A 24,340-nucleotide genomic window follows, 5' to 3' on the forward strand; every position below is an offset into this window, starting at 1 on the left:
CTGATACTTTGCCATCAGCGTATCCTTTCGTTTGGCCCCGCCTCCAGCGGGACCGGTTTCGGTTAAAAACTCACCGAAAGGCTACGCTACTTTTTTGCCAATTTCCACACCTTTTGAAATTAACTCATGTTAGGATCTGCGAAGGACGCTAATATATGATAAGGGTCAAAATATGCTAGCTTTACAAACTCATCAGCCAATGCTGTAATCCCAAAGCAAGTGACACCGACGAACGCAAAGAGTGAGAAGAGAATCCGCACAAATCCCTCCTTGGCAAAAGTTAGCTATTTGAGAAGCAACATCTTAATCGAATATGTCTTCATTCCATCTGAAAGGACACAGACGTAAATACCGCTGGATACCTCCTTTCCCTTCGCGTCTCGTCCATTCCACGTAACAGTGTGATCCCCCGCTTGGATAGTTCGGTCAAGAAGCGTAGCAACTTCCTCTCCCAGCGAATTGTATATGTGGACAGAAACGTGCAGCCGAATTGGCACAGTGAATCTAATCGTGGTAGCTAGGTTGAACGGATTCGGATAATTCTGGCGCAAGACGAATTTGGCAGGAAGTGCTAAAGGCTCTTGTTCAATCACCGGTACTACTATCTGAGGACCACCAGCCAGAACGTAAACGGAACCAAACTCCCAATCGCAACATTCGTTGTTCTCGTTCGCAACAAGAAGATCATCATATCCGTCATTATTGAAGTCCCCAGCAGACGCAACCACTTTGCCGACAGCTCCTATAGAGTGGTCGGGGTACGGAGCAAAATCACTTTCATAAACGGTGTAATCCGAAACCGAATCGGCCCGGACACCCCCTAAGAACAAATCAAGAGCACCAAACCAAGTGCGTGTAAAACCGCACAGAAAATCGTTCCATCCATCGCCATTGACGTCGCCTGCCGAAGAAAATGCCCAGCTAGGAACCTCGGAAACTAGGTCAAAAACAGTATCATATGTTGGACCTCCATAGTACAGTACAGACGTGGCCTTGTACAGGACTGCTAGGTCCTCCCATCCATCACCATTGAAGTCACCAATATTCAAGGCACGACGGGCAAAACTACTTCTACCATCTGGATAACCAAGAGTGTCCAGCTCCACAGGAGCACCAATAACCATGTCTGGCACACCAGAGAAACTCGGGCCTTTGAAAACGTAAACGGCACTGACGGAATCGAGATCTGCCAGACGAGAGAGTACTATGTCCTGAAAACCATCTCCATCGAAGTCTATGAAATCGACGTTACCTAGAACATGCGAAAGATTCTGGTTCGTGAAAGACCAGTCAGGTTCCTTGTCGGCGGTGAAAGGATTTTCGTAATAATAAGCCCTCCCACCACCAGGATATAAATAGTCGATCAATACTAAATCACCTACAGCATCATTGGAGACAAGTCCGGTTCTAACTGAATAGCCATAGCGGTAAGCTATGGGAGGCTGGATCGAATCCGAAGGCACACTTTCAATAGAATCGCCTAAGCCGCGATATAGAAGAACTCGATCTTCAGGCGACTGAATTGCAATGTCGGGTATACCATCACCTGTCATATCAACCCCCGCCGCCATGTTCCCAACACCCCGCAAGAAATAGGCTGGGGCAGTGTCTGCCTGGTTTCCACCAAAGTAGACGTAAGTGCCAAGTGGCTGGTATGAGGAAAAGGCCACGTCGTCGAAACCGTCTCCGTTGATATCACCCAAGCCACAGAGGTTCTTCCCAAGCATGGATAACGTGTCCGTACCCTCGCGAAACAGCAGCGTCTGCAGGGGCTCCGCCAGAGTGGTTGTCAGAAGAAAACAGCCAGCAAGGAGAGTAAGACCAACAAAACCCGTTCGAGCCCAGAAGTGGAGTATGGTGGCTTTGTAACCAGAACTGTGATGGCTCACCCCGAAATCGGCCTCCGACTCAGCGTCATAATGTAATACACCCTATATCGCCTGCGAGTCCCCATAGGCAGACTCCAATTAAGTTCCTTACATCTCCATATAATCAAAAGCGATACTTGTCAAGAGAAAAGTTGTTAGATGTGGACACGTTGACAAACAGTGGTGTTAGCATGGGTGCACTAGAGTCGACCTCAGCGCCTCGAGTGGTAGAAACCGTATGTGACTTCGCTTTCCATTTCCGATTCCTGTGCCTATCACCTCTCTCCTTCCAACCCAATCCATTACATAATAACCACTTAACCCCATATTCCGTTACCCCATCAGGAAACCTTTGGTTTTCCCCCGCGCGCAGCGCGGGAAATATCAATCCACGTCCGAAGGACGCATTCATCCTTATTATCCAAACTCCAGCCGAAGGCTGACGAACATTCTAGTGTCCTGTATCTAACGCTTCTTTACATTTGGATATTTTCTTCATGATGGCCTCGACCGAGGCGGTCCACCCGGTAGCCCACAGCTCTGGCGTGGGTCCTCGCGGTCTCCGAAACGCCCTTCATGTTCCGTATGTCACCCCATTCTGGCGGAGAGGCAGGGATTCGAACCCTGGATAGAGCTTTACACCCTATAACGGATTAGCAATCCGCCGCCTTCAGCCTCTCGGCCACCTCTCCGCGTCAAGAGACCGGTTCGACACCCCAAAATAGCGCTCGCCGCACCACGGGCAAGCCTTTTCTCCCCTCTGGCTTAACAGGTGGCGCTCGCCTGACGTAGGTGGCCGCCGGTCACTGAGATTGCCGCGCGGGCCGCGGTGGATTGGGATTGCCGTGTTGGAATCCTGCCGATTAGGCGCCCCGAAAATCTGATATCAGCACCTTGCCGGCCTCGAGATTGAGCTTGCAGCGGCCGTTTTCCTCAAGCATCTCCCGGTAGACAATGCCGAACGCGGCCTTCACTCCGGGATAGAGTTTTTCCTCGCAGATGATAACAGCGTCGTGGTGCTTGCGGAGTTCTTCCTCGATCTCGGCCATGCGCTTTTTGAGTGCTTCGAGGTTTTCTGGCGCTTCCTTCTGGAATTGCTCGAGCTTGACAAGCGCGGCCTTCTTATCAGGCGACAACTTGTTCTCCATCTGCAGGCGATACAGCACATAGAGGGCGTCCTTGATCCGGGCCTGGTCGCCCTGGATGCGCTGCGACTCTCTTGTAGCCTCGTAGTACTGCCGGATCAATTCGGGATCGTAGGCCACCTGCAATTCGGTGTGCGTGCCGGCCTCTGATCCCAACACTGCCGCCCTGATCTCGCACCGCGCTCTTACGGTGCCACCTATGATCTTTCCACGACGACCTTTGACCACCACGCGCTCACCCGCTTCGACCCGACAATTGACAATCTCGCCGCCCACTTGAATTTCGTTCCCTGCGACAAGACGCTGCCCTTCGGCATATTTCACCGTGATATCGCCGCCGGCCTCCATGATGCCACCGCCCTCACCGAAGAAGCCCCCCTTGACCATGATATTGCCCTTGGCGTGGATCTCGGCGTCTTCAATATTCCCGCCGACTTCAAGATCGCCGTCGACAGTGATCTTGAATCCGGCCTTGATACTGCCGCTCACCCGGAGCGAGCCCCGGCAATCGACATTGCCGACAGTGTGGTCGACATCACCCTTGATGGTGATTATGTCCATTACCGACACCTTGCCGTACTGGAACTGGATCGCTCCGGAGGCGGTGGCGCTCAGCGAGAGTCCGTCGCTGGAGACTTCGGTGTTTACGCCGTTGTTGAACGGCACGTCGCGCCCATCGGGGCCTTTAATCTCCTTCCCCCTCACATTCACGCCCGGTCGTCCGGCTGTGGCGGGCACCCGGGTAGCAAGTACCGCGCCTTTTTCGACGTTTTGGATGAAGTCAATGTCTTTGTAATCGATGTGGCCGTCGGGGCCCTCTTTGGGCACGTGCTGGGCGCTGGTATCGAAGTTATAAACGAAAGTCGAGTTGGCGCCGCGTTCGGGCATCCGGCCCGACGCCACTTTCAGCGGCGTGTTGAACGTCGAGTTTGCGACAGCTTCACGAATAGCGTCCTGGTCGATTCCAAAGGCGACGTTATTCGCCTTTAGCTCCTCCATCACTTCTTCGAAAGTAATCGGGCCGTCGCCGTCCTGCGGGGCGCGGAGCAAGATCGACGCGGTCATGCTGTCTTTGCTGATCGTGACCGCGACTCTGGTTCGCTTGCTGGTAGCCGTGTCCGCCACTGTGAAACCCTCAATCCGTTTCGGTGGCCAGTCTGTTTTCCTTGGCCAGCAGGCGCCAGTAGGCGCGCTCTACGACCATGGAAATCTCGAAGCTCTTAAACGGCTTGGTTATATACTCATCGGCGCCCAGTAGGAGCGCGTCCTTGACCGAGTAGGTGTCGCCGTAGGCGGTCATCATGATGATGCCAAGGTGGGGATAGTCTTTCTTCAAGGCCTTGAGCAAATCCATTCCGCTCATGCTGGGCATTTGGAGATCCGAAATCACGATCGAAACATCGGTGGTGGACATCGTACGGAGCGCCTCAGCGCCGTCGTTGGCGACCAGGACACGGTAACCGTCGCGGGTCAGGATCTTCTCCAGGAGCGTCTGCATCATCGGCTCGTCGTCGACAACAAGTATGACAATTTCTCTTTTCACAGGGTGCCTATCTCATGAGTTTGGGCTGTGGTCGGCTAAATGCGGGGATCGTTGGCGGCCGATCGTATTCTCAGCGCGAAAGCGCCGACGCCACCTCCGCGATGAATTCTTCCAACTGAATCGGTTTATACATGACCCGGCAGGCTCCCAGCACTCCAGCCTGATTGACCAGGCGATCGGTGGCGTTGCCGGTTATTACCATGATAGGCACGCGCGGCGATGCTTTCTTGATCTGGTCCAGAGCCTCGAGTCCCGACATTTCCGGCATGATTAAGTCGAGTGTCACCAGATCATACTCGGCCTGCTTGACCTTGGCGACCGCTTCAACGCCCCCGGAGGCCATTTCCACCTCGAAGGCATCAGACAGGCCGCAGAAATCGCGGAAGACGTCGCGAATCCACTGCTCATCGTCAACAATGAGAATGCGGAACGGCTGGCCCCGCTTTCGGGCTTTCTCAGTCAGTTCGACAAGGCTGGTCTGTGTCATATAGCCACTCTCAGACAAAAGGATACCGGCGCCCGGAAGCCCCACTGGGATTCGACGCGGATATTCCCGACTCTACACTGTTTATCGACTTTCGCTTCCTCTTTCTTCAGCCGCAGCCCGGCCCGGGCGGCCTTCGGGCACGAGATCATCCCAGCAAGTCTCTGTTCTGGTGCAACGATTCCAGTATTTGGCTGCATTGCAGGGCGATCGCCTCCAGGCGCGAGAGAAGCCGATCGGCACTAGGGTCGGACGACGGAGGCTCGAAAACCATCTTTTCCTGGTGGCGGGCCGCTTTCAAAATGACCGTCAACTCCTGCACCACTTTGACCGTGCCGTTGACCAGCCGGATGAACTCCGGCTCCATCCGGCGCAGTTTCTCCGACGACTTGCGGGCCTTGACCTTTGCCAGATAGAGAGCCAGGTTCAGCGCCAGGTCCTTGGTCTGTTCGCCAAGGGCATCGACGGTTTCGAGCAGGGCGAGGGCGTCGCTGCGAATTCCCTGTTCGGCGCGTGGTAAACTGTTTTCCATGGCTGCCCCCTCACCCCTCGATCCCCGATGGGGAACCGCTGACTGCGCCCGGCGACATCACTCTCGCGGCGTCTGTCACTATGGTTTGGATATTAAGCAAGCGGCGGTTGACCTCGGCAATCTTCATCGCCGCGCTCATCACCCGCTTCAAGCGTTCCCTGGATTTGTCGCTGAGCCGGGGCTCTTCCAGCGTAAGGCAGTCGATGTTACCCACGACAACGGAAAGCGGATTATTGATCTGGTGGTTGATTGACGCCGCCAGTTCGGCAACCGCGGCCAGTTTCTCATCGGCGATTCGCTTCTCGTGCATGATCTGCAGTTGCTGCTGGGCGCGCATGAGAGCCTGGTTCTGGGCCTCGATCCGGGCGATATGCTCGAATCTCTCTATCGATACGGCCAACTGGTCGGCGACTACCGCCATCAATTTGATCTGCCGAGTGACCAGGATGCCGGGTGAGTACGAACCCAGACACAACAGGCCGATGGTTTTGTCCTCAAGTATCAGCGGGAGCAACATGATCGCGGCAAACTCGGTTTCAGGCTGCGGGGCCTCGCCATCGCCCGACGACCACACTACCGGCTGCTGAAGGTGAGGTTTCCAGCGGTCGGGCAAGGCCTCGTCTCGCAGGACAAGAGCCGGAGGCGGCGCCACTTCGTCCAGCAGGATCGCTTTTACCAAAAAGCGCCCCGAGTCGGAATCGCGGAGATACAGGGTTGCTGCGTCGAACGGCACAACGGTCTGGATAAGGCGGAGCACATCGACAAAGTGCGGCGTCTCCGGACTCAGACTGCGACAGGCGGCTGAGATCTCGGCAATCAGCTCTATCTTCTCCCACGCTCTCGTGACGGGGCTGTCGCCGGATTCCCCATAGGCGCCGACCGGCTGGGCCATCAGCGACCCCTCGTGTGACGCGCTACTTTTCGGGACAACTGATCGACCAGCCGGCTCTCCAGCGCGTCGAACAGCTCGGTCTTTTCTCCGGCGCTGACATGCAGTGCGGGATCGTGGCTGTTGTCCTCCGATGAGCTCTGGAATTGGCGCGACGCAGTGAGTTTCTCATGGAACGGCTCGGCCAGCACCAAACGGCGCTTCTGCAGATCAATCAGGCGCATCTCTCCGGTAATAACTGCCAGTGTTTCCCACCGGTGAAAGAGCACCGGTACGCTGAAGGTCTTGCGGCACTCGAGGCCTTCGCGGTCGACCTGTATCAACAGCAAGTAGCGGCCGCCAACCCCTGTTCCCCAGTCCAGAAGCGAGTCCAGATTATGGAGTTCTGGCGGGAAGGGTCGGAAGCTGTCAACTTGGTGATCCGCGACGACGACTCTGATTTCCGGATCACGAGTGAGCGCCGTGGTCAGTTTGGCCACGAGTCGGCTGTCGCCCCAGGCCAGGTCGGCCTGGTCTATCCTGAGCACGAGGGCTCGCGGCAGGGCGAAGCCGGCCTCGCAGGCCAACAACCCAAGCGCCGCAATAAGTACCAGCCGCTGCAACGTCATACTCACACTCCCGTCGAGGTGGTTTCGTGATAAACGTAGCGATCCAGAACCCGGCGGATGGAGTAGTCGAAGTTGGTGTATTCTTTACCGAGCAGCTCCAGCTCAGCCTGCGAAAGATAATCGACCAGGAATTCCCGCGAGATGAACTCGATACCGGCCAGACAGCCCTCGGAGTCGATATCGACCCGCTTAACCAGTCCAAGCACGTTGTCGAGTCCTTCGACGCCCTGAAGCGTGAAGTGCATCGAAACCACGTCGCCTTCTTCGATAACCTGATCGAGGTCCACCAGCACGCCGCCGGCCGAGATGTTCAGGATGGAGCCGTAAATCGTCTGCCAGTCGCCGTGGGTCCAATACTGGCCGTCACGATCCTTGATCTTGTGCAGCGACATCGGCGTGGAAATCTCCAGCCTGATGAAGCGCCGTTTCTCTTCCTGGGAAACCTTGAATGGCCGGCGCGCGCGGATTACCGCCTTTTCGGCAGCGACGTCCCTGATGTGCCTCGTTTTCCTGTCAGTTTTCATTATTGGCTCCTGTATTGGCAGTGCTCGAAAGTAATCTGTCCCACTCATATATGCTGTGGTTGAGCGTCTCGCGATTATTCGCGGTATAGCTGAAGAGTACCGGCGGCATCTCGGCCATTTGATACGGCGAGAGCATGCGCTGGGCGTTTTCCTTCGTGACGAACTCTATTCCCGCGCGGCAATTGATATCATCATACTGATAGCTGTGGCGCACTCCGGCCATGATCAAAGTCGGAAACCGAAAGTTTTCCGGCTGGATATTAACCAGCAAGCGGACGGTGTCCGGCAGGATGGTCGGTACCGAGAGGAGCGCCCCGCCGGCAGAAAAATTCACCAGATTGGTCTCCATCCAGCGCAGGCGGTCGAGTTTGCGCGTGAGAACGCCTGCCGCGGCAAATGACGCCATGTTGACTTTGAAAGTGAGGCTCACACGATGGAATCGGCGCTGTGAGAGCGGCGTAGCCTTTTCATCCAGATCGAAAGCACACTGACCGCCGCCCGACTTCTGCAGTCTGGCCTTCACGGAGATGGTCTCCCCGCGATAAGGGAACTGCAGCACGACGGTTTGGTTGTTAACGAGATTATCTATGACGTCATTGCGCTGGCCGCCTTCGGCAACTAACTTCTGCCCCACAGCGGCGACAATGCGCGCGTACAGCTCCCGGCCGGGGAACTGCTTGGTAAACAGCCTTACGTGGAATCCGACCAGTTGCGAAAGGTCGAGGCTCCCCACCTGGAAGTCATACTTGGACATTGTCGTTATCCGGTTAGCCTTCGACATCTCCGGTTTGCCCCTTGTGTCTGAACTCGATCTGCTTATGAAAGAGGTAGGCTACGAGTCGGTCCTGGGCCGTACGATCGAAACAGCGATACTTCCTGGGAATACGTCCCAGGTCACGGCGGGAAAAGTATCGGTGCAGATCGTCCCTGAGTATGAACTCAAAACCGGCGAGGAAGCAGCTGTCCTGCTCGATCGTCCGACGGCAGACCGCAATAACGTCAGTTGGAAAGTCGGTTGGGCCGGCGATATCGAAGCGGGCGGCAATCAGGTCTTCTACCTTCCCGCGGTGGCGCGCTCGCAGGAGCACACCCGAGGCGGAGACGTTCACGGTCTCGGTTTCAATCCAGACCGCCTCCCTCTGCCATAGCTCCCACCTTCCGTCAACCGGCAGGATCGCATAAGCAATCCGCACCGCGAGATCAATCCGGGCGAACATGCGCCGCTGTACGCGCTGGAATCCGCTCGGCGGAGTGAGGATGATCCTCCGGGCCCGGTTGTCGCCGTGCACATGAATGCGTGATCGAAACTGATAGGCGGCGTCATCACGCGTGAATTGCACGATCACGGGAAGGTTGTTCCTAAGTAGAGTGTGGCCGGAGATCAACTCCGGATTGGTGATGATTATACCACCGTTTATGATATCCTCTACGCGGGCCTCGTACACGCCGGTCTCGTGGCCGTAACCTACAAGAATAGAGACGCGATCCCAGATCTGGAGCTCGACGATGGTCTGGTTCTTTACGGCGTGCACGGTGACTTGATTCCTATCCGGCTAGTCCGCCTTTGTCGCTTGCAGGTTGACCCTTCCCTGCTCGATAGCCAGCTCGAGGATCTTGCGGGCCAGTTGCGTGCGCGACGGGTCCTGGCGGTTCTGATAGATGAATTCCTGCCCGGCCTTGATGGTGCTGGTGAAATAGCGGCGGGCCCCGTCGAAGTCGCCGATCCGTCGCGACAACTCGGCGATAAGGTAGGCCGCCTGAATTTGCTGGTTACCGGCGGCAATGTCGCGGGCGCCTTCAAAAGCCTCTTTGTAATGGTGAATTGCCTGCTCCAGCGCCTCGCGCTCGTTGACCACGATACCGTTCCATCCCTGTTGCAGCTTCAGGAGGAAGTCGGCCAGCGATGTGTATTCGCGATAGGCCGGCTGGCCCTGGGCGGTGGTTCCGCCGAGGAGCGCTTCGCGGTACTCGCTCATAAGCGATTTGAAGCCACCCTGCTTTGCGCGCAGTTGATTTATCAGATCGTTCATTTCAGCCAGACGGCTGTCATACCGGTCGCGATAACTGAACATCTTCGACTGCAGGTCCGCGGAGAGATTATCCACGACAAACTGAGCTTTGACGGCCGCGTTGAGTGAATCGAGCGACTGCTGGGACTCTCCAACAACGCCTTCCAGGCGCGCGGCTTTACTCTCGATATCGCGGACAAGACCGGTCAGCGCAGCCAGGGTGGGATCGCTCCCCTGATTCATGGTTCGGAACACCCAGGCGATACGGAGATACAGCCGGCCGATATCCAGATAGCTCGGGCGGTCGGCAATCAGGCCGTCGAAAACCGCCAGATGCAGCTTGAGGATGGCCGACTCATTGGGATAACGCGGAATGTCGATCGCCTCGCCCAGTCGGCGGACAATCGAATCGGCTACCGACAACTGCTCGAGATGTTTGGCCTTGATACTCTTTAGCTGGAATGTGCGGAAGGCGTTGTCGGTCTTCCATTCGCGATACTTATTCGTGAATTCGCGGGTGTAGTAGCAGTTGCTGCACGTGGCCGTAAAGAACACGAGCGGGTTATAAGCTTGATACTTCGGAAACCGCCACTGGATGTCCTGCGGGCAGAAATCGGTATCGCGCCCGCCCTCGACATAGGCACCGACCTTGATCTGCTCGAATTCATTGATCGTTTTACAGACCGGACACTCAATCTTGAAAATCAAAAAGGGGCTTTCGCTCGCCATGGTTGGTCTCCGCATTATCAGTTGGGGTTCGTGCTCTGGAGCAGGGCCAGCTCCATTTCAGAAATGGGCAGCGCACGGCGCACTGTCTCGACCGGCGTGCCCGCCTTGAGCATCTGGCGAGCCAGGCGAACGATTTCCACTCGGTCGCGCCGCCCCTCGGAAGTGACCGTTGCTGTTGCACTGGATTTGCTCCTACCTGCGCCCGTTGTATCCGCGGAGAGCCGTCGCAAATCGACAAACTGGACCTGGGGCGCGGCATTCGCATTCGTCACCGGTGCGCCATCGCCGCCGACCTCACCAATCGAGACAGCGGCTCGTCGGGCGCGACCCGCTATCGCCGAGTGTATCACCATACCCAGGCCCGCCGCTGCCAGGAACCCGATCACGGTCAATCCGATGTCAACGTATTGCTCGTTCCAAACGTCCATGTCATGCCTGCCGTTTCTTCTATGCTTTCACGTCAATGTGTTTAGGCTCTTCCACTGTCTGTTCATCACTGCCGGTCGACTGCTCCTCATTGAGGTCGCTATCGGCGCCCTCGGCAGGACCGCCCGTGCCGCTGTCGGATTCGAGTTTGACCTGGTCATGCGGTTGTTTTTTGCGCCGTCGCTCCAATTCTTCTTCCTCTTCTTCGAGCGCCCGCGAGAACTTCTGCCGCTTGTCCGGATCAGCGTGCTGCGTCTGAATGATCTTGTCATGCGGCAGAGGTTGTATCCGATCGACTCCATCCGGTCCCAGCATGGCTCTTCCTCCGGGAAGAGTGGCTATCATCCGGCCATGGCGAATCGCTCTTTGACCATACCCCGCAGTTTCTTTACCGCCCGGGTGTGGATTTGCGAAACGCGTGACTCGGATATCACCATCACTTCTCCGATCTCTTTCAGGGTCAACTCCTCGAAATAGTACAAACTGATGACCAGCTTCTCCTGCTGCGTGAGGTTATCGATTGCCGTCACCAGGAATGAATGCAATTCGCCTCGTTCGATAATCCCAAGCACGCTCAGGCTGCCGCTGTCTTGCACGGTCTCGATCCTCGGAACCTGGCGGTTGTCGTCTTCGGGATAGACAATCTCGTCAAGCGACAAGATGTTCGTGCCGGAGACATCGTCCAGCGCGTGATACAGTTCCGCTTCGCTGATGTCGAGATGTTTGGCCAATTCCGACTTTTCCGGCACCCGCCCCAGTACGTTTTCCAGCTCGGTCAGGGCCTTGTCGATTTCCCGCGACCTGGCCCGCGTAGAGCGCGGCACCCAGTCGAGCGCACGAAGCTCGTCGAGAATGGCGCCCCGGATTCGCGGCACCGCGTAGGTTTCGAACTTGACGCCGCGCCGCGGGTCAAAGTTGCCGAACGCCTCGATCAAGCCGATCACGCCGGTGTTTACCAGATCAGTTAACTCCACCGACCGCGGGAAGCCCATTGCCATGCGCGTTGCCACATTCCGCACGAGGGGGACATATTTCGATAATAGACGCTGGCGCATTTCGTCGGTGGGATTCTGCTGATACCGGCGCCAGTCGCGCATGGTTACTTCCCACCGACGGCCACGGCTGTTCGTGCGTGTGGCGGCGGCCGAGGCTTCCAAAGTGGTCACCGCCTGGCGGGTCACTTTGGTTTTGCGGGTCATCTTGCGAGTCGTTTTTGCAGTTTTAACCATATGAACGCTATTCCCTTGTATCGGCTGTTGCCGTTAGAATATTTATTTCTTCGGATTGGTGGTTCGCAGGTGTGTCGACCTCTGTTGCGACCAGCCCGCGGACGAGTCTTTCCAGTGAATTCAGTACCGGTGAATCGGGTCTGACTACGGACACCGGCTTCTGAGCAGCCACGGCCTGACGGAAGACCTGGTCCTCGGTTAGCACCCCGGCCAGTTGCGGGGTTCGGCCCAGAAACTGTTCGACCATGGCCGCAAGACGGGACCACAGGTACGTGGCCTCGTGATCAGTTTCGATTCGATTGAACAGGAAGCGACACTGAGTCGAATGGTTGGTCTGATAGAGGTATTTGTACAGGCCGTAGCAGTCGGCTATCGACGTCAACTCCGGCACGAGAACCAGCAGGTTGAGATCGGACGCGCTCGCGATAATGGCGGCGGCCAATGTGATTCCGGAACTGTGGTCGATTATTATCAGATCATACTCGGCGCCCTCGCGGCGAAGCCGTGCGGCGAACCGGGCTATCTGCGATACGCTCTCCATGGCGTCGATCCGAGCAATGTGGCAGCCGGCGAGCATCGACAATCCGGGACTAACCGCCTTGGCGCACTGGGAGAGCGAACTCTCGTCGGACAGAAATCTTTCCAGACCATAGCACGCATCGATATTGCCCAGGACATGCAGGTTGCCGCAGGCGAAGTCGGCGTCGACCAGTAAGACCTTTTGTCCAATGGCTACGGCCCGCTCCGCCAGGTTGAACGCAATAACCGACTTACCCACGCCTCCCTTGCCCGAAAGGATGGATATGACGATCGGGCGATTGAACGCCGGGGTCACCTCGGCGCGACCGGGCGAGTCGAACCTATTCACGGCCCGCCTCCTGGCCGAGAATGATATCGGCGATCGATTCGGCGTCGGGTGCATCCGATGAGCCGGCCGCGTTAGCCGAGTTCGTGATCATGGTAATTTTGAGCCCGGTGGAAGCGGTAGCGGACAAGAGCGAACCCAGTCTGCGGGTGAGATCCGTCATGGTGAAAACGAGGTGGGTCGGTTTCAGCCAGGCGAGCTCACGGGCATAGGTATCGACATCGGAAGTCCGCATGAGGGCCGAGAAGACCGCCAGGCGATACGTCGTATGGATCGGCTGGATCTTCTGACGAAGTTCGGCGAGTTTCTTGGGATCTCGCGGCAGCGCGGCAGTATCGATGAGCGTAACTTTGTCGCCGTCCGCTTCGGACTGCGCCTTGTCGCCGGCGTGAGCGGCAACATCCTTCACCCCGAGCACGTCGCCGTAGCTCGCGATTTCGTCCATGGCGCCGACTTTGTGGCTGTCGAGTGATATCAGTTTCACCGGCAGGTGTCGCTCGCCGATCACGCCCGCCGCGATCCGGCCGATGATTGACGTTTTCCCCGCGCCGGCCGGACCGGCCACTAAGACGCGGTCACCCCGTTTCAACTCAATCTTCTTATCGATAATCGACTCAAGATGTGCTATCAGGCGACGACGAATGGTCTTGTCGTCGATAGATTGGGCCGGCAGATCGTGTCTCAATGACTTGAAGAATTCAGTTATGAAACTGTGGGGCACGTCAGCGGCCTGCATCGCCTCAGCGGCGCGGACACTCGGCGACGGTTCCTCGGGCAAGTGGACCGGATCGAGTTTCGCGGCCTGCACCAGCAAGCTCAGCAGGTTTTCAATCGCGCTCAGGCGCTTTTCGATATCGGACGACTCAACAACCGGAGCGATGGGCCCCGACGAAATGTCGAAACGGGCGGCCCTTGGCGACTCAGTCTTTGCCGACTCACCGCTCTTTTCGTTCGCGAGCACGACATTTGCCTGCTGCACTGTCGGTTTATCCAGGCAGGCCGTCACTTCGTACTGCCGGGCGCCGTTGGCGGCGTCGACTATCCGGGTCTTGAGTACCACCGCCTCGCCGCCCATTTCCGAACGCACTTGCTTGAGAGCGGCGGCAACTGATTCAGCCGTGTAGGATCTAATTACCATCCTGCAACCTCACCATTCCGGTAGAGACAATTTCCACGTTGGACAAAATTTCGTTGTAGGAGACAATCACCAGGCTGGGGTAGCTCGTCTCGACCAGGCGCCGCAGCGCAAGCCGCACGTTGGGCGAGCAGATGCAAACCGGTGTCAAACCGGTCGTCTGCATCTTGTCCGCCTCGCGGCCGATCCGTTCGAGCAGCTTCTCGGTCAATTGCGGATCGAGTACCAGCATGAGACCCTGCTTGGTGTTCTGGACTGACTCGGCAAGCTGCTGTTCCAGGGCGGGATCAATCGTGAAGACATTGACCTTGCCGGTGTTGTCTTTAGTCATCTCCGTGATCTGGCGTTTCAACGACATGCGCACGTACTCGGCGAGCACATCGGCTTCCTTGGTAGCGCCGGCATAGTCGGACGCGGTTTCGACAATCGTGGCCAGATCGCGAATCGGAACCCGCTCGGAGAGGAGCGCCTGTAGAATCTTCTGGAGCATGCCGAGGCTGAGCATCTCGGGTATGACCGAGGTAACCAGCGCGGGATAATCTTCCTTGAGCGTGTCGACCAGGTGCTGCACATCCTGACGCGTGAGAATCTCCGGCGCGGCGGAGCGAATCAACTCGGTAATGTGGGTGGCCAGTACGGCGGCCGGCTCTACTACGGTGTAGCCACGCGCCTCGGCGACTTCCTTCAAAGCGGGGATAATCCAGCGGGCGTCGAGACCAAACGCCGGATCCTTGACGGCGAAGCCCTCTATCTCGTTATCCACGAATCCGGGGTTGATGGCCAGCAACTGGTCGAGCATCAGCTCGGCGCCGGCGACTCTGATCCCCTTGATCTTGACCTGGTACTCATTCGGACGGAGGCGCACGTTGTCACGGATGCGCACCGACGGCACGATTATACCCAGCTCAGAGGCCAGCTGCTTACGCACATTGGCGATCCGATCGAGCAGATCGCCTCCCTGATTGACATCGACCAACGGAATGAGGCCGTAGCCGATCTCAAGCCCGATTGTGTCGATTTTGAGCAGATCCTCAGTTCTTTCCTTCGGCGCCGCAGCTTTGGCCTTTTCACCGCGAGCTACTTCCTCTTCGGCAATCACCTGCTTGCGGCGTGACTCCCGCGCCAGGTAGCCAATTCCGCCGACCGCCATACCGAGCACGACAAACGTGAGTGTCGGCATCCCCGGCACCAGACCGAAAAGCATCAGGGCTACTGATGACACGAGTATGGCGCGCGGCTGCCGCGTGAACTGTTGAGCAAGGTCCACCCCCATGTTGGAGGTCGAGGCGGCGCGTGTTACTATCACGCCTGACGCAGTGGATACCAGCAGCGCCGGTATCTGTGTGACCAACCCGTCGCCGATCGAGAGAAGCGTGTAAGTGCGCAGGGCGTCGGACAGATCCATACCGTTTTGGGCAACGCCGATGACAAATCCGCCGATGATATTGATGATCGTGATGAGAATTCCGGCGATAGCATCGCCGCGCACAAACTTGGAAGCGCCGTCCATCGCCCCGTAGAAGTCCGCTTCGCGGGCAATTTCTTCGCGGCGCGCGCGGGCGTCTTTGTCGGAAATGATGCCGGCATTAAGATCGGCGTCGATCGCCATCTGTTTGCCGGGCATGGCGTCGAGGGTGAACCGGGCGGCCACTTCAGAGATGCGGCCGGCGCCCTTCGTGATCACCACAAACTGGATAACTACCAGGATGACGAACACGATGAAGCCGACCACGTAGTTCCCCTGTACCACGAAATTGCCGAACGAGTTGATGACCTCGCCGGCATACCCCTGACCTAAGATCAACCGAGTGGACGCAACGTTGAGCGACAACCGCAGCAGCGTGATTATGAGCAGCATCCCGGGGAATACAGATAGATCCAGCGGCCGCCGGATGTAGAGAGTCGTCAGCAGCACCACCAGCGAGAAGGTGATGTTGAAGGCGAGGGCGAAATCGAGCAGGCGCGGCGGGAGCGGTATCACCAGCACCGTGACGATGGCGATAACACCGGCGGCGAGCACGATATCCGACCGCCGGGCCAGGCTCTGAAGGACTCCCTGTTGTTCAGCCATGCCTTACCGCACCGCCTTTCCCTTGAGGCGATAGATATGCGCCAGAATTTCGGCCACCGCGCGATACAGCTTGGCCGGGATGACGTCACCCACCTCGCACATCTTGTAAAGAGCGCGGGCGAGCGGTTTGTCTTCGATGATCGGGATGCCGTGATCCCGCGCTATCTGCTTTATCTTTTCCGCCAGCAGGCGCTGACCCTTGGCCAGCACGGTGGGCGCATCCATGGCGGACGGATCGTACTTGAGCGCAATCGCCAGGTGTACCGGGTTGGTAACCACCACGTCGGCCTCCGGCACCGCCGCCATCATGCGCTGGCGCGCCCTGTGTCTCTGGATTTGACGAGTGCGCGCCTTGATCTCCGGATTGCCCTCGGTCTCCTTCATCTCGTCCTTGACTTCCTGGAGCGACATCTTGATCGACTTCTCATGCTCCCAACGCTGGTAAACGAAATCGAGCACGCCGATGACCAGAATGGCGACGCCGATCTTAAGACCGATAAAGAGCGCCAGCCGCGCCAGGGTGGCGCCGAGTTGTAGGACGCTCAGGTCGGCCAGAAGGAGGAAGCTGTCAAATTCGCTTCGAATCGCCAGATAGGCGACTAGTCCGACCACCGCCAGTTTGAGCGGGTCACGCACCAACTGGACCGCGGAACGAAGCGAGAACAGACGCTTGAGGCCGGCGGCGACATTCAGGCGGTCCAGCTTCAGCTCCATCGCTTTCGGCGAAACTTTGAAACCGACCTGCAGCACATTGATGCCCACGCCGATTGCTGTTAGCGCCACAAACAGCGGCCCCATGGCGGCGAAGAAATCGTACACGCTGTTCACCATCGTGGTCTGGAATCCGGGATCGGAGAGCGCAATCGACGGCGCATTGCCCATGGTGTAGCGCAACGCATTCTGCAGGCGGCTGATCATACCGGGGCCGACCAAAAACAATGCCGTAAAGCCAAGACAGATGACGCCCGCCGCGGTCAAATCGACCGAGCGCGCCACCGATCCCCGCTCGCGCGCCTTCTGGCGACGCCTCGGGGTGGCTTGTTCCGTTCTTTCCTGGAAGCTCTCGTCGGCCATCAGCGGCTACACCTTTCCCATCGAGGCCAGGAGTTCATGGACGGCGTTATCGAAATAGCCGGTAGACTTTTCAAGGACATAGGCGAGAATCGGGAGGGACATGGCCACGACCAGCAGGCCGAAGCCGATCTTGAGGGGGAAACCGACGATAAAGATGTTCATGGTCGGCATCACCCGGGAGACCGTGCCCAGCGCGACATCCATGAGCACGAGCGTCACCAGAACCGGCGCGGCGATTTTGATCGCCAGCACCAGCACGTATGCGGTGTGGCGCATGAGCAGATCGGCGGTGGTGTCTACCACCTGCATCTGTCCCGGCGGGATGACCCGGTAGCTGTCGTTGAACGCTCGTATTACCAGATGGTGGCCGTTGATGGTCAGGAAGACCAGCGTGGCTACGAGGATCCAGTAGCGGCCGAAGGCGCCGACCTCTTCGCCGACATTCGGATCGAACGCCGATGAGATCGCCAGCCCGACCTGGTAGCCGGCCAGTGAACCGGCCAGCTCCGCCGCCTGAAATAGTAGGCGAAAGGCAAACCCGATCAGCAGCCCGACCATCAATTCCCGCAGCACCAGTGTAGCCAGCTCGGCCAGTGACTGGGCCGGTTCAACCTGCAGAGCAGCGACCGCCGGCATAGTCACCACCGCGAGAAGCACGACCAGTCCTACTTTCAATTGAACCGGGACGGCGCGATGGCTGAACACCGGCGCGGCGAGGAACAAGCCTGATGCGCGGATGATCAGCAGCAGGAAAACCTGCAGTTGCGCAGCGCCGTAATGGATGAAATCGAACAAGGGGTAGCCTTCCACTTACACGTATGGCTTATCGTCCCCCGCCCTAATTCAAGCCTTGTGCCAAAGTGAAACGGACGGCCCGGCTATATTAACTTGTTCAGGAACAGCGAGTTAAGATTCGAAAACGGGGAGCGTTGACCGGTCTTTTCGGTTGGTGGGGAAAATCCTGCCTTGATTGCCGGAAAATAGTTCACGGCTGTCCAACAGTTGCGCTGGACGCCACTATCCGACCAGACCGGGAATGAGATCGAACATGTGGCGGGCGAAGTCGGTCATGACGTTGATCATCCACGGCAGGAAGATCAGCAGCGCGGCAGCGACGGCGAGAATTTTTGGTACGAATGTCAGGGTCATTTCATTGATCTGAGTGACCGCCTGGAAGATCGATATGATCAGCCCCACAACCAAACCCAGGCCCAGCATCGGCGCCGCCACGAGCAGCGTCACAGTCAGCGCCTCACGCCCGATTTCCACCACCATTTGCGGTGTCATACATCATCCTCGTCACACATGAAACGACTCGACCAGTGATTTCACGAGCAGATACCAGCCATCAACCAGTACGAAGAGCAGTATCTTAAACGGCAGCGAGACAATCACCGGCGGCAGCATCAGCATACCCATCGACATCAGCACTGAGGCGACCACCATATCGATGACCAGGAAGGGAATGAAGATCACGAAAGCGATTTGAAAGGCGGTGCGCAGTTCGGAGATGACAAAGGCCGGAACCAGCACGTGTATCGGAATATCATCCGAATTGTTGGGCGCACTCAGCCCGGCTATATCGACAAACAGCGCCAAGTCCTGCTCGCGGGTTTGCGCCAGCATGAACTCGCGAAACGGCGCGAGGGTTTTGACGTAAGCTTCCTCGCCGGAGATCTGTTTCTCGGTGTACGGTTTGATTCCTTCGGTGTACGCGCGGTTGGCCGCGGGCGCCATGATGAAAAACGTCAGAATGAGCGACAACCCAATCAACAGTTGGTTGGGCGGCATCTGGTTCGCACCCATGGCATGGCGCAAAAACGACAGCACCACGGTTATGCGCGTGAACGATGTCACCATGATGAGCAGCGACGGCGCCAGGGCCAGGACGGTCATCAGGATGACGATCTTAAGCGTAGTGGAGAGGTCGCCGGGATCGGTAGACTCCCCCACTTGGACTGAGACCTTGGGCAAGGTCTGGGCCGTGGCGATATTCGCCGCCATCAGAAGGGCAGCGAGACCAGTTAGAATGATCCGCAGCTTCTTGTTCATGTCCTATATGCTTTACCGGCGACAGCGGCAACTTCCTTGTTGCGCGCAGGCATTTGATCCCGCAGGATCAGAAGGTCGTCGGTCTTGTTTTACGTTTCCAACGCGGCCTGCTTCTTCTTCAGGCGGAGCATTTTCAGCTTTTCTGCGGCACTGGTGAACACTCGGGAGAAGCTCTCGTTTGTGTTGGCCGGCGCGCTTTCGCCGAGGATTTCGTCCGTTTCCTCAGCATCAAGTTCAGTAAGCGTCGAGATCTGATTGTCAGTCACACCAACCAGCACCGAGCGCTTGCCGACTTTCACCAGCGAAATTGCCTTGTGCTGGCCCACGTACGTAGTCTGGAGTACCTCCAGGGTGTTTATCCCGTGCGCTCCGCCATAGCGGCGGCCCATCATTCTGCGCAGGAGATACAGGCCGCCATAGACAGCGACAATCACGAGCGCCAAAGCGCTTATCATCTTGGTCACGGCGGCGGCAACACTTGGTTTTGGCGACAAATCCTCGCCGTCCTTTGGGGTGACACCTGACCCGTCTGCCGACGCTCCCTCCGGCTTACTTTGTGAGGCTAATGCGTCGACGTCCAGCACACGATCGGCCCGTGCGGGATCAACTTCGATCATGGTCACTCCGGCCAGAGCCAGAATGGCGATGATAATCACGGCGATAAAGACACGCCGATTGCTTGCGCTATTCTTCGGCAAGGGCGCGCAGCCTTTCCTCGGGGGTCATCAACTGGGTGATGCGCAGCCCGAAATTCTCGTCAACCACGACCACTTCGCCGCGTGCGACCACTTTCTGATTGACCAGCAGATCGACCGGCTCGCCCGCCAGCTTGTTCAACTCTACCACCGAGCCGGGTCCGAGCGCCAGGATGTCGGCAATCGAGAGTTTGGTGCGGCCGAGCTCGATTGAAATAGGCAGGTCCACGTCCATGAGCAGCTCGATATTGCGCGACTCAGGCGGCGTAACCGGCTGCTGCAACTGCTGGAACTCGGCTTTGGAGGCCGAGGTCGAGCTGAAGTTGATCTCATCAGCCTTCGGGCGCGAATTCTCCTGAGGCAAATCCTCGAGCATCTCGAGCATGGCTGCCTCGGCGTCCGCCTCGGAAGCATCGCCGTCATTAGTGACCGGCCGCGATTCTTCGGAACTTGGCGAGACCGCGACACCCACATCGGATCCACCCGCTCTCTCGGCGTTTGCCGGATAATCCGGGCTGCCTGAATCGTTCGGATTGTCAGACTGGGCAGCGAAATCCTTTTCCTGTTCGTCAGTCATTTCTCATCTCCTCGGCGATATTGTCGCGCACCGCGATGACCTGGAAAGCGCGCTTTTTCCCGGCCAGACCGGGTCGGGCTATAAACTTGCGTCGCTGGTTCACGGTGATTTCGATGGCTTCGTCAATTTTCTTCTCTGAGGGCACGATGTCACCCAGTTCAAGCTGCAGGAAGTCGCGCATCTTGAGTTTCGATCTCAGAAGCACGGCACTTACCTGCGCCGGGACTTTCTTGACATTGTGCACGTTGGTGCTTCGATCCTGCTCCAGATTCTTCTTCTTCGTGGCGTCGATCCAGTTCTGGGCCGACAAACGCGTGATAATCGGTTCGAGTGAAACATACGGATAGCAGATCGTGAGCAGGCCGGTCGCCTGGAACAGCTTGATCTGGAATGAAATCACCACTACCGTCTCACCGGGCGGAACGATCTGGATGAACTGAGGGTTGGTTTCAAAGCTCTTCTGATCAATCTCGATAGGAACCAAATTGACCCAGGACTTGCGCAGTTCGAGATACATCCTCTGCACTAAGTTGGCCATGACCGAACGCTCAATCGAAGTCAGCTCTCGCTCCGTCTCCATTATTTTGCCATGGCCGCCGAAAATGCGATCGATCACCGAGAACGTCAGGGTGGGATTAAAGTCCACCAGACATACACCGTCGAGGGGCGGCGCCGCAAAAGTGTACGTGCACGAGGGCGTCACTAAGGACATGATGAACTCGGAATATGTGATCTGGTCGACAGACACCAGATCGACATCGACAATCGTACGCAGGATGCTGGAGAGCGCCGAGCCGAAATGCCCGGCAAAGTTGTCGTGCATGTTTTCAAGCGTCCGAATCTGGTCTTTGGAGACCCGGTTGGGGTGCTTGAAGTCGTAGGCGACAATCGAACGAAGTTTTTCATCCTGGAACTGACCCGCCTCGGGGCCGTGGCTCTCCCCGGCCGAGACCGTCGTCAATAGCGCGTCTATTTCATCCTGTGATAGAATCTTAGCCACAGCATCGGTTCCTATTGCAGTACGAAATCGGTGTAATACACGCCGGCAATGTCAGTAGTGGTCATCAACTGCTCGAGGCGCTTTTTGATCTGCAGGCGCGCGATTTCCTTTTCTTTGGCATCGGTGAGCTGGGCGACAGTCTTGGACGACAGTATGGTGATCAGCGCATCACGGACCACCGCTTCGCGCTCCTCGAATTCCGAGCGCAGCTCGGGCGAGCCAAGCTCAAAACCGAATGACACTGATAGAAACCGGGTGCCGCCAGTACCAGCCGGATTCACCACGATATCCTTGATGGCATAGACGAGGGATCGGCCCTCTTCGCCATGCTCCCCGCTCCTGCGCGGTTTCTTCTTCTGTTCGGGTTTCGCCGCCTGCTCACCCGATGCGGCAGACTTGCCATCCACTTGGGTGGTCTTGTCAGCGTTATCACCAGATCCGGCCAGCATCGGCTTGAGTACAAACAGCGCCAGCGCGACCCCGACAACGACAATTCCGAGACCGATTCCAGCGAACAAGAACAGCTTGCCCTTGCCTTTCTTGGGCGCCGTTTCTTTGGACGCGCCCTCCTTGCCGGCAATTGTAGTCTTCTCGTCTTCAGGAGGCATAATTATCTCCTATCGGCTACTCCGGCGTCGCCCGGGCTGTGCACCCGGGCTGTCGCCATCCGCTTGAACTCCGCCACCCGCTGGATGATTTCATCCACCGACTCCCGCACCATGATCTTCTTGCCCGTCGTGAGCGTGATCATGGTCTCGGGAATCGCCTCGACAAACTCAATCAAGTCGGCATTGATTACCAACTCGGCGTCGCTTATGCGGGTAACACGTATCATCTAATCACTATCTCTTCAGGTTTACCAGCTCGTCGAGCATCTGGTCCGACGTGGTGATAATTCGGGCGTTGGCCTGGAAACCACGCTGGGCCGTGATCATGCCCGTAAACTCCTGGGCGATATCCACGGCCGATGATTCCAGCGCGCCGGAGGTAATGCGGCCTGAGATGGTCGCACCGGCAACACCTTCAATGGCATCGCCCGAGTTCGGCGATTCCTGGAACAAGGACCGCCCGGCCTTCACCAGACCGGCCTGGTTGTTGAAATCGGCCAGCATGATCTGCGCCAGGATTCTGGTCACACCATTAGTGAAGATGCCGGAGATATTGCCGGACTCGTCGATCGCGATCTTGTCGAGCAGTCCCAGCCCGTAACCGTCCTGGTTGATGATCGAAGCAGTGTGATTGCCCGAGAACCCGGTCAGTCCGTCAAAACTTGAAATCGAACCGGCGTCGACTCGAATGTCCATCTGTTCGGCGCCGTTGCGCGGATCAATCGTAATCGAATCAGCGCCGCCGAAATACTCGAACGCATTCAGGGAGCCGTCGCGATTGAACGACACGTAACCGTACTGGCCGGCGGTAACTTCCTCAACACCCAGCGTGCTGGCTGACCATTCCCAGCGATTGGGGATGATCGACTTGAAAAACTCGATCGTGAGCGTATGCTTGCCGCCCTGCGAATCGAACACATTGATCGATGCCGCGTGTAGAGTATCCTCGGTATCGATAATCAGGCTATTTCCGCTGGTGGCCCTCAGGCCCGAGGAATCGGTTTTTATTTCCACACCGCCGCCGCCAAGGCCGGACAGCCCAATCACCAGACCGGTTCTTTCATCAAAGACCAAGTCGAGGAGGCTCGTGACCGGACCGGTGGCGGCACCAAAGCCGCGCGACGGTGTGAACGTGTCGGTCGCCTGGAATGTGGTTGCCGCGCCGCCCGCGGACTGGAACGTGGTGCCGTTCAGGCCGAACAGGACGCCCGCGATATTGCCCGCGATAGCGCCGCCGTTGGCGTGAAGCGTTACCTGGCCGGCGGTCATATTCTGGAAGTAGTACTGCAGGTTGTCACCAGCCTTGTCGCGCGTGATCCGTATCTGGCCGCCGACTATTTCGGCGGTCAGGCCCGAGATCTGGTTGATACCATTTAACAGGTCTTGCACCGTGGATGACGCCGTTAGACCCGAAACTCTCTGCTCGCTGCCGCCGTCGACCGCAATACCGAAGTCATCAAATATCGTCACACCCAGGGAGCCGAGCGTCATGTTCGGCCCCAGCGCCGCCACCTGCGTGTTCGAGCCATCGCCGGCATTGCCGAGCGTGGAACCGGTAAACGACGCATTGACCGCCTGAGTGCCGGTGATCTCTATCACATGCTGCCCGCCGACACCATCGAGGGCATACCCACTTACTTCTGCCACACCCGATGATCCCGCCGAGTACAGCGAGGCGAGCGAATCGCTCGCGGTGACGTCAATGTTATTGGCCATCCGAATGACCTCGGTCGGCTTGGCCGGATCCTGCTGGCCAAACGGAAGCATGATGCTGCCCGTGGTAGCCAGCGACGGGATGTTTCCCGATGAGTCGGCCATCTTACCCTGCACAAACAAGCCGGTCGCAGGGTCAACCAGGTTGGAACCCGCATCGAAACCGAACGATCCCGCGCGGGTGTAGAACGTATTGTTATTGCCGTCCGAGAGGATGAAGAAACCGGCCCCCTGGATCGCCATATCGGTTATCTGTCCGGTCGTCTCCAGGCCTCCCTGGAGGAACATGTTGTCAATCGTGCCGACCTGCATCCCGAGGCCGAGCTGCTGCGGGTTGGTGCCGCCCATGATTGAGCTTGGGCGGCCCGCCCCTTTGGTGGTCTGAACGAGCGCTTCCTGAAAATTCACGCGACCAGGCTTGAAACCGATGGTGTTAACGTTGGCAATGTTGTTGCCGATTACGTTCATCTTCACCTGGTGGTTCTTAAGCCCGGAAACACCAGCAAACAATGATGCCATCATAGTGCATCAACCTCCTTGCGTACTCGCAAGACCTCCCCATCT

At 57.4% G+C, this 24,340-nt stretch carries 27 protein-coding genes and 1 tRNA gene; all 28 read right to left on the bottom strand.

Annotation, left to right across the window (positions count from 1 at the left end; translation table 11 throughout):
- Positions 1 to 284: 284 nt before the first annotated feature.
- Positions 285 to 1,727: a FlgD immunoglobulin-like domain containing protein gene (locus AB1772_00710; protein MEW5794855.1), complete on the bottom strand. Its 1,443-nt coding sequence runs from the start codon at positions 1,725 to 1,727 to the stop codon at positions 285 to 287.
- Between the two features lie 740 nt (positions 1,728 to 2,467).
- Positions 2,468 to 2,560 (bottom strand) — tRNA-Ser (locus tag AB1772_00715).
- Positions 2,561 to 2,731: 171 nt separating this feature from the next.
- Entirely contained in the window at positions 2,732 to 4,138 is a 1,407-nt protein-coding gene (locus tag AB1772_00720) for a FapA family protein (GenBank protein ID MEW5794856.1), read from the bottom strand.
- Between the two features lie 10 nt (positions 4,139 to 4,148).
- The gene (locus tag AB1772_00725; GenBank protein ID MEW5794857.1) at positions 4,149 to 4,556 is read right to left on the bottom strand and encodes a response regulator; all 408 of its coding nucleotides are present in this window, start codon (positions 4,554 to 4,556) and stop codon (positions 4,149 to 4,151) included.
- Positions 4,557 to 4,626: 70 nt separating this feature from the next.
- Entirely contained in the window at positions 4,627 to 5,043 is a 417-nt protein-coding gene (locus tag AB1772_00730; protein ID MEW5794858.1) for a response regulator, read from the bottom strand.
- Between the two features lie 145 nt (positions 5,044 to 5,188).
- Positions 5,189 to 5,572, bottom strand: coding sequence for a hypothetical protein (locus tag AB1772_00735; protein ID MEW5794859.1), 384 nt, complete (start codon positions 5,570 to 5,572; stop codon positions 5,189 to 5,191).
- 10 nt (positions 5,573 to 5,582) lie between these two features.
- Positions 5,583 to 6,464 (bottom strand): GAF domain-containing protein, encoded by an 882-nt coding sequence (locus tag AB1772_00740; GenBank protein ID MEW5794860.1) that lies wholly within the window; start codon positions 6,462 to 6,464, stop codon positions 5,583 to 5,585.
- Positions 6,464 to 7,069 carry a hypothetical protein gene (locus tag AB1772_00745; protein MEW5794861.1) on the bottom strand — a complete coding sequence of 202 codons (606 nt, stop codon included), beginning with the start codon at positions 7,067 to 7,069 and terminating at the stop codon, positions 6,464 to 6,466. Before AB1772_00745 ends, AB1772_00740 begins: the two co-directional genes overlap by 1 nt.
- A gap of 2 nt (positions 7,070 to 7,071) precedes the next feature.
- Positions 7,072 to 7,593, bottom strand: a complete 522-nt coding sequence (locus AB1772_00750) for a PilZ domain-containing protein (GenBank protein ID MEW5794862.1) — start codon at positions 7,591 to 7,593, stop codon at positions 7,072 to 7,074.
- Positions 7,583 to 8,347: a hypothetical protein gene (locus AB1772_00755; protein MEW5794863.1), complete on the bottom strand. Its 765-nt coding sequence runs from the start codon at positions 8,345 to 8,347 to the stop codon at positions 7,583 to 7,585. The genes AB1772_00750 and AB1772_00755 overlap by 11 nt, the downstream gene beginning before the upstream one ends.
- A gap of 13 nt (positions 8,348 to 8,360) precedes the next feature.
- Positions 8,361 to 9,125: a flagellar brake domain-containing protein gene (locus AB1772_00760; protein MEW5794864.1), complete on the bottom strand. Its 765-nt coding sequence runs from the start codon at positions 9,123 to 9,125 to the stop codon at positions 8,361 to 8,363.
- Between the two features lie 21 nt (positions 9,126 to 9,146).
- Positions 9,147 to 10,331: a DUF2225 domain-containing protein gene (locus AB1772_00765; protein ID MEW5794865.1), complete on the bottom strand. Its 1,185-nt coding sequence runs from the start codon at positions 10,329 to 10,331 to the stop codon at positions 9,147 to 9,149.
- 17 nt (positions 10,332 to 10,348) lie between these two features.
- Positions 10,349 to 10,759, bottom strand: a complete 411-nt coding sequence (locus AB1772_00770; protein MEW5794866.1) for a hypothetical protein — start codon at positions 10,757 to 10,759, stop codon at positions 10,349 to 10,351.
- 19 nt (positions 10,760 to 10,778) lie between these two features.
- Entirely contained in the window at positions 10,779 to 11,072 is a 294-nt protein-coding gene (locus tag AB1772_00775) for a hypothetical protein (protein MEW5794867.1), read from the bottom strand.
- A gap of 26 nt (positions 11,073 to 11,098) precedes the next feature.
- Entirely contained in the window at positions 11,099 to 11,986 is an 888-nt protein-coding gene (locus tag AB1772_00780) for a FliA/WhiG family RNA polymerase sigma factor (protein MEW5794868.1), read from the bottom strand.
- Between the two features lie 7 nt (positions 11,987 to 11,993).
- The gene (locus AB1772_00785) at positions 11,994 to 12,854 is read right to left on the bottom strand and encodes an AAA family ATPase (GenBank protein ID MEW5794869.1); all 861 of its coding nucleotides are present in this window, start codon (positions 12,852 to 12,854) and stop codon (positions 11,994 to 11,996) included.
- Complete coding sequence (locus tag AB1772_00790; GenBank protein ID MEW5794870.1) at positions 12,847 to 13,989, bottom strand: hypothetical protein; 1,143 nt, start codon at positions 13,987 to 13,989, stop codon at positions 12,847 to 12,849. Before AB1772_00790 ends, AB1772_00785 begins: the two co-directional genes overlap by 8 nt.
- On the bottom strand, positions 13,979 to 16,057 hold the full coding sequence (flhA, locus tag AB1772_00795) for a flagellar biosynthesis protein FlhA (GenBank protein ID MEW5794871.1): 2,079 nt from the start codon (positions 16,055 to 16,057) through the stop codon (positions 13,979 to 13,981). The genes AB1772_00790 and flhA overlap by 11 nt, the downstream gene beginning before the upstream one ends.
- Positions 16,058 to 16,060: 3 nt before the next feature.
- Positions 16,061 to 17,131, bottom strand: a complete 1,071-nt coding sequence (gene flhB / locus AB1772_00800; GenBank protein ID MEW5794872.1) for a flagellar biosynthesis protein FlhB — start codon at positions 17,129 to 17,131, stop codon at positions 16,061 to 16,063.
- A gap of 6 nt (positions 17,132 to 17,137) precedes the next feature.
- Complete coding sequence (fliR, locus tag AB1772_00805; GenBank protein MEW5794873.1) at positions 17,138 to 17,926, bottom strand: flagellar biosynthetic protein FliR; 789 nt, start codon at positions 17,924 to 17,926, stop codon at positions 17,138 to 17,140.
- A 222-nt stretch (positions 17,927 to 18,148) separates the two neighbouring features.
- The gene (gene fliQ, locus AB1772_00810) at positions 18,149 to 18,418 is read right to left on the bottom strand and encodes a flagellar biosynthesis protein FliQ (GenBank protein MEW5794874.1); all 270 of its coding nucleotides are present in this window, start codon (positions 18,416 to 18,418) and stop codon (positions 18,149 to 18,151) included.
- A gap of 12 nt (positions 18,419 to 18,430) precedes the next feature.
- Positions 18,431 to 19,183 carry a flagellar type III secretion system pore protein FliP gene (gene fliP, locus AB1772_00815; GenBank protein ID MEW5794875.1) on the bottom strand — a complete coding sequence of 251 codons (753 nt, stop codon included), beginning with the start codon at positions 19,181 to 19,183 and terminating at the stop codon, positions 18,431 to 18,433.
- Between the two features lie 89 nt (positions 19,184 to 19,272).
- Positions 19,273 to 19,800, bottom strand: coding sequence for a flagellar biosynthetic protein FliO (locus AB1772_00820; protein ID MEW5794876.1), 528 nt, complete (start codon positions 19,798 to 19,800; stop codon positions 19,273 to 19,275).
- 67 nt (positions 19,801 to 19,867) lie between these two features.
- A complete protein-coding gene (gene fliN, locus AB1772_00825) occupies positions 19,868 to 20,455 on the bottom strand; it encodes a flagellar motor switch protein FliN (GenBank protein ID MEW5794877.1) in 588 nt (195 codons plus the stop codon).
- Positions 20,448 to 21,455 (bottom strand): flagellar motor switch protein FliM, encoded by a 1,008-nt coding sequence (gene fliM / locus AB1772_00830; protein ID MEW5794878.1) that lies wholly within the window; start codon positions 21,453 to 21,455, stop codon positions 20,448 to 20,450. Before fliM ends, fliN begins: the two co-directional genes overlap by 8 nt.
- An 11-nt stretch (positions 21,456 to 21,466) precedes the next feature.
- Positions 21,467 to 22,063 carry a flagellar basal body-associated FliL family protein gene (locus tag AB1772_00835; GenBank protein MEW5794879.1) on the bottom strand — a complete coding sequence of 199 codons (597 nt, stop codon included), beginning with the start codon at positions 22,061 to 22,063 and terminating at the stop codon, positions 21,467 to 21,469.
- 2 nt (positions 22,064 to 22,065) lie between these two features.
- Positions 22,066 to 22,290 (bottom strand): flagellar FlbD family protein, encoded by a 225-nt coding sequence (locus AB1772_00840; protein ID MEW5794880.1) that lies wholly within the window; start codon positions 22,288 to 22,290, stop codon positions 22,066 to 22,068.
- Positions 22,291 to 22,297: 7 nt separating this feature from the next.
- On the bottom strand, positions 22,298 to 24,298 hold the full coding sequence (locus AB1772_00845) for a flagellar hook-basal body complex protein (protein MEW5794881.1): 2,001 nt from the start codon (positions 24,296 to 24,298) through the stop codon (positions 22,298 to 22,300).
- Positions 24,299 to 24,340 lie beyond the last annotated feature (42 nt).

The organism is Candidatus Zixiibacteriota bacterium (assembly GCA_040752815.1).
Lineage (GTDB): Bacteria > Zixibacteria > MSB-5A5 > GN15 > FEB-12 > JAGGTI01.

Excerpts from the sequence above, each read along its gene's own strand:
- AB1772_00745 (MEW5794861.1), bottom strand. The coding sequence starts at position 7,069 with ATGACGTTGCAGCGGCTGGTACTTATTGCGGCGCTTGGGTTGTTGGCC.
- AB1772_00790 (MEW5794870.1), bottom strand. The coding sequence starts at position 13,989 with ATGGTAATTAGATCCTACACGGCTGAATCAGTTGCCGCCGCTCTCAAG.
- AB1772_00820 (MEW5794876.1), bottom strand. The coding sequence starts at position 19,800 with ATGATCGAAGTTGATCCCGCACGGGCCGATCGTGTGCTGGACGTCGAC.
- AB1772_00775 (MEW5794867.1), bottom strand. The coding sequence starts at position 11,072 with ATGCTGGGACCGGATGGAGTCGATCGGATACAACCTCTGCCGCATGAC.
- AB1772_00835 (MEW5794879.1), bottom strand. The coding sequence starts at position 22,063 with ATGCCTCCTGAAGACGAGAAGACTACAATTGCCGGCAAGGAGGGCGCG.
- AB1772_00710 (MEW5794855.1), bottom strand. The coding sequence starts at position 1,727 with ATGCTTGGGAAGAACCTCTGTGGCTTGGGTGATATCAACGGAGACGGT.
- AB1772_00770 (MEW5794866.1), bottom strand. The coding sequence starts at position 10,759 with ATGGACGTTTGGAACGAGCAATACGTTGACATCGGATTGACCGTGATC.
- flhB (MEW5794872.1), bottom strand. The coding sequence starts at position 17,131 with ATGGCCGACGAGAGCTTCCAGGAAAGAACGGAACAAGCCACCCCGAGG.
- AB1772_00840 (MEW5794880.1), bottom strand. The coding sequence starts at position 22,290 with ATGATACGTGTTACCCGCATAAGCGACGCCGAGTTGGTAATCAATGCC.
- AB1772_00735 (MEW5794859.1), bottom strand. The coding sequence starts at position 5,572 with ATGGAAAACAGTTTACCACGCGCCGAACAGGGAATTCGCAGCGACGCC.
- AB1772_00730 (MEW5794858.1), bottom strand. The coding sequence starts at position 5,043 with ATGACACAGACCAGCCTTGTCGAACTGACTGAGAAAGCCCGAAAGCGG.
- AB1772_00755 (MEW5794863.1), bottom strand. The coding sequence starts at position 8,347 with ATGTCCAAGTATGACTTCCAGGTGGGGAGCCTCGACCTTTCGCAACTG.
- flhA (MEW5794871.1), bottom strand. The coding sequence starts at position 16,057 with ATGGCTGAACAACAGGGAGTCCTTCAGAGCCTGGCCCGGCGGTCGGAT.
- AB1772_00765 (MEW5794865.1), bottom strand. The coding sequence starts at position 10,331 with ATGGCGAGCGAAAGCCCCTTTTTGATTTTCAAGATTGAGTGTCCGGTC.
- fliQ (MEW5794874.1), bottom strand. The coding sequence starts at position 18,418 with ATGACACCGCAAATGGTGGTGGAAATCGGGCGTGAGGCGCTGACTGTG.
- AB1772_00780 (MEW5794868.1), bottom strand. The coding sequence starts at position 11,986 with ATGGTTAAAACTGCAAAAACGACTCGCAAGATGACCCGCAAAACCAAA.
- AB1772_00845 (MEW5794881.1), bottom strand. The coding sequence starts at position 24,298 with ATGATGGCATCATTGTTTGCTGGTGTTTCCGGGCTTAAGAACCACCAG.
- fliP (MEW5794875.1), bottom strand. The coding sequence starts at position 19,183 with ATGAACAAGAAGCTGCGGATCATTCTAACTGGTCTCGCTGCCCTTCTG.
- AB1772_00750 (MEW5794862.1), bottom strand. The coding sequence starts at position 7,593 with ATGAAAACTGACAGGAAAACGAGGCACATCAGGGACGTCGCTGCCGAA.
- fliN (MEW5794877.1), bottom strand. The coding sequence starts at position 20,455 with ATGACTGACGAACAGGAAAAGGATTTCGCTGCCCAGTCTGACAATCCG.
- AB1772_00740 (MEW5794860.1), bottom strand. The coding sequence starts at position 6,464 with ATGGCCCAGCCGGTCGGCGCCTATGGGGAATCCGGCGACAGCCCCGTC.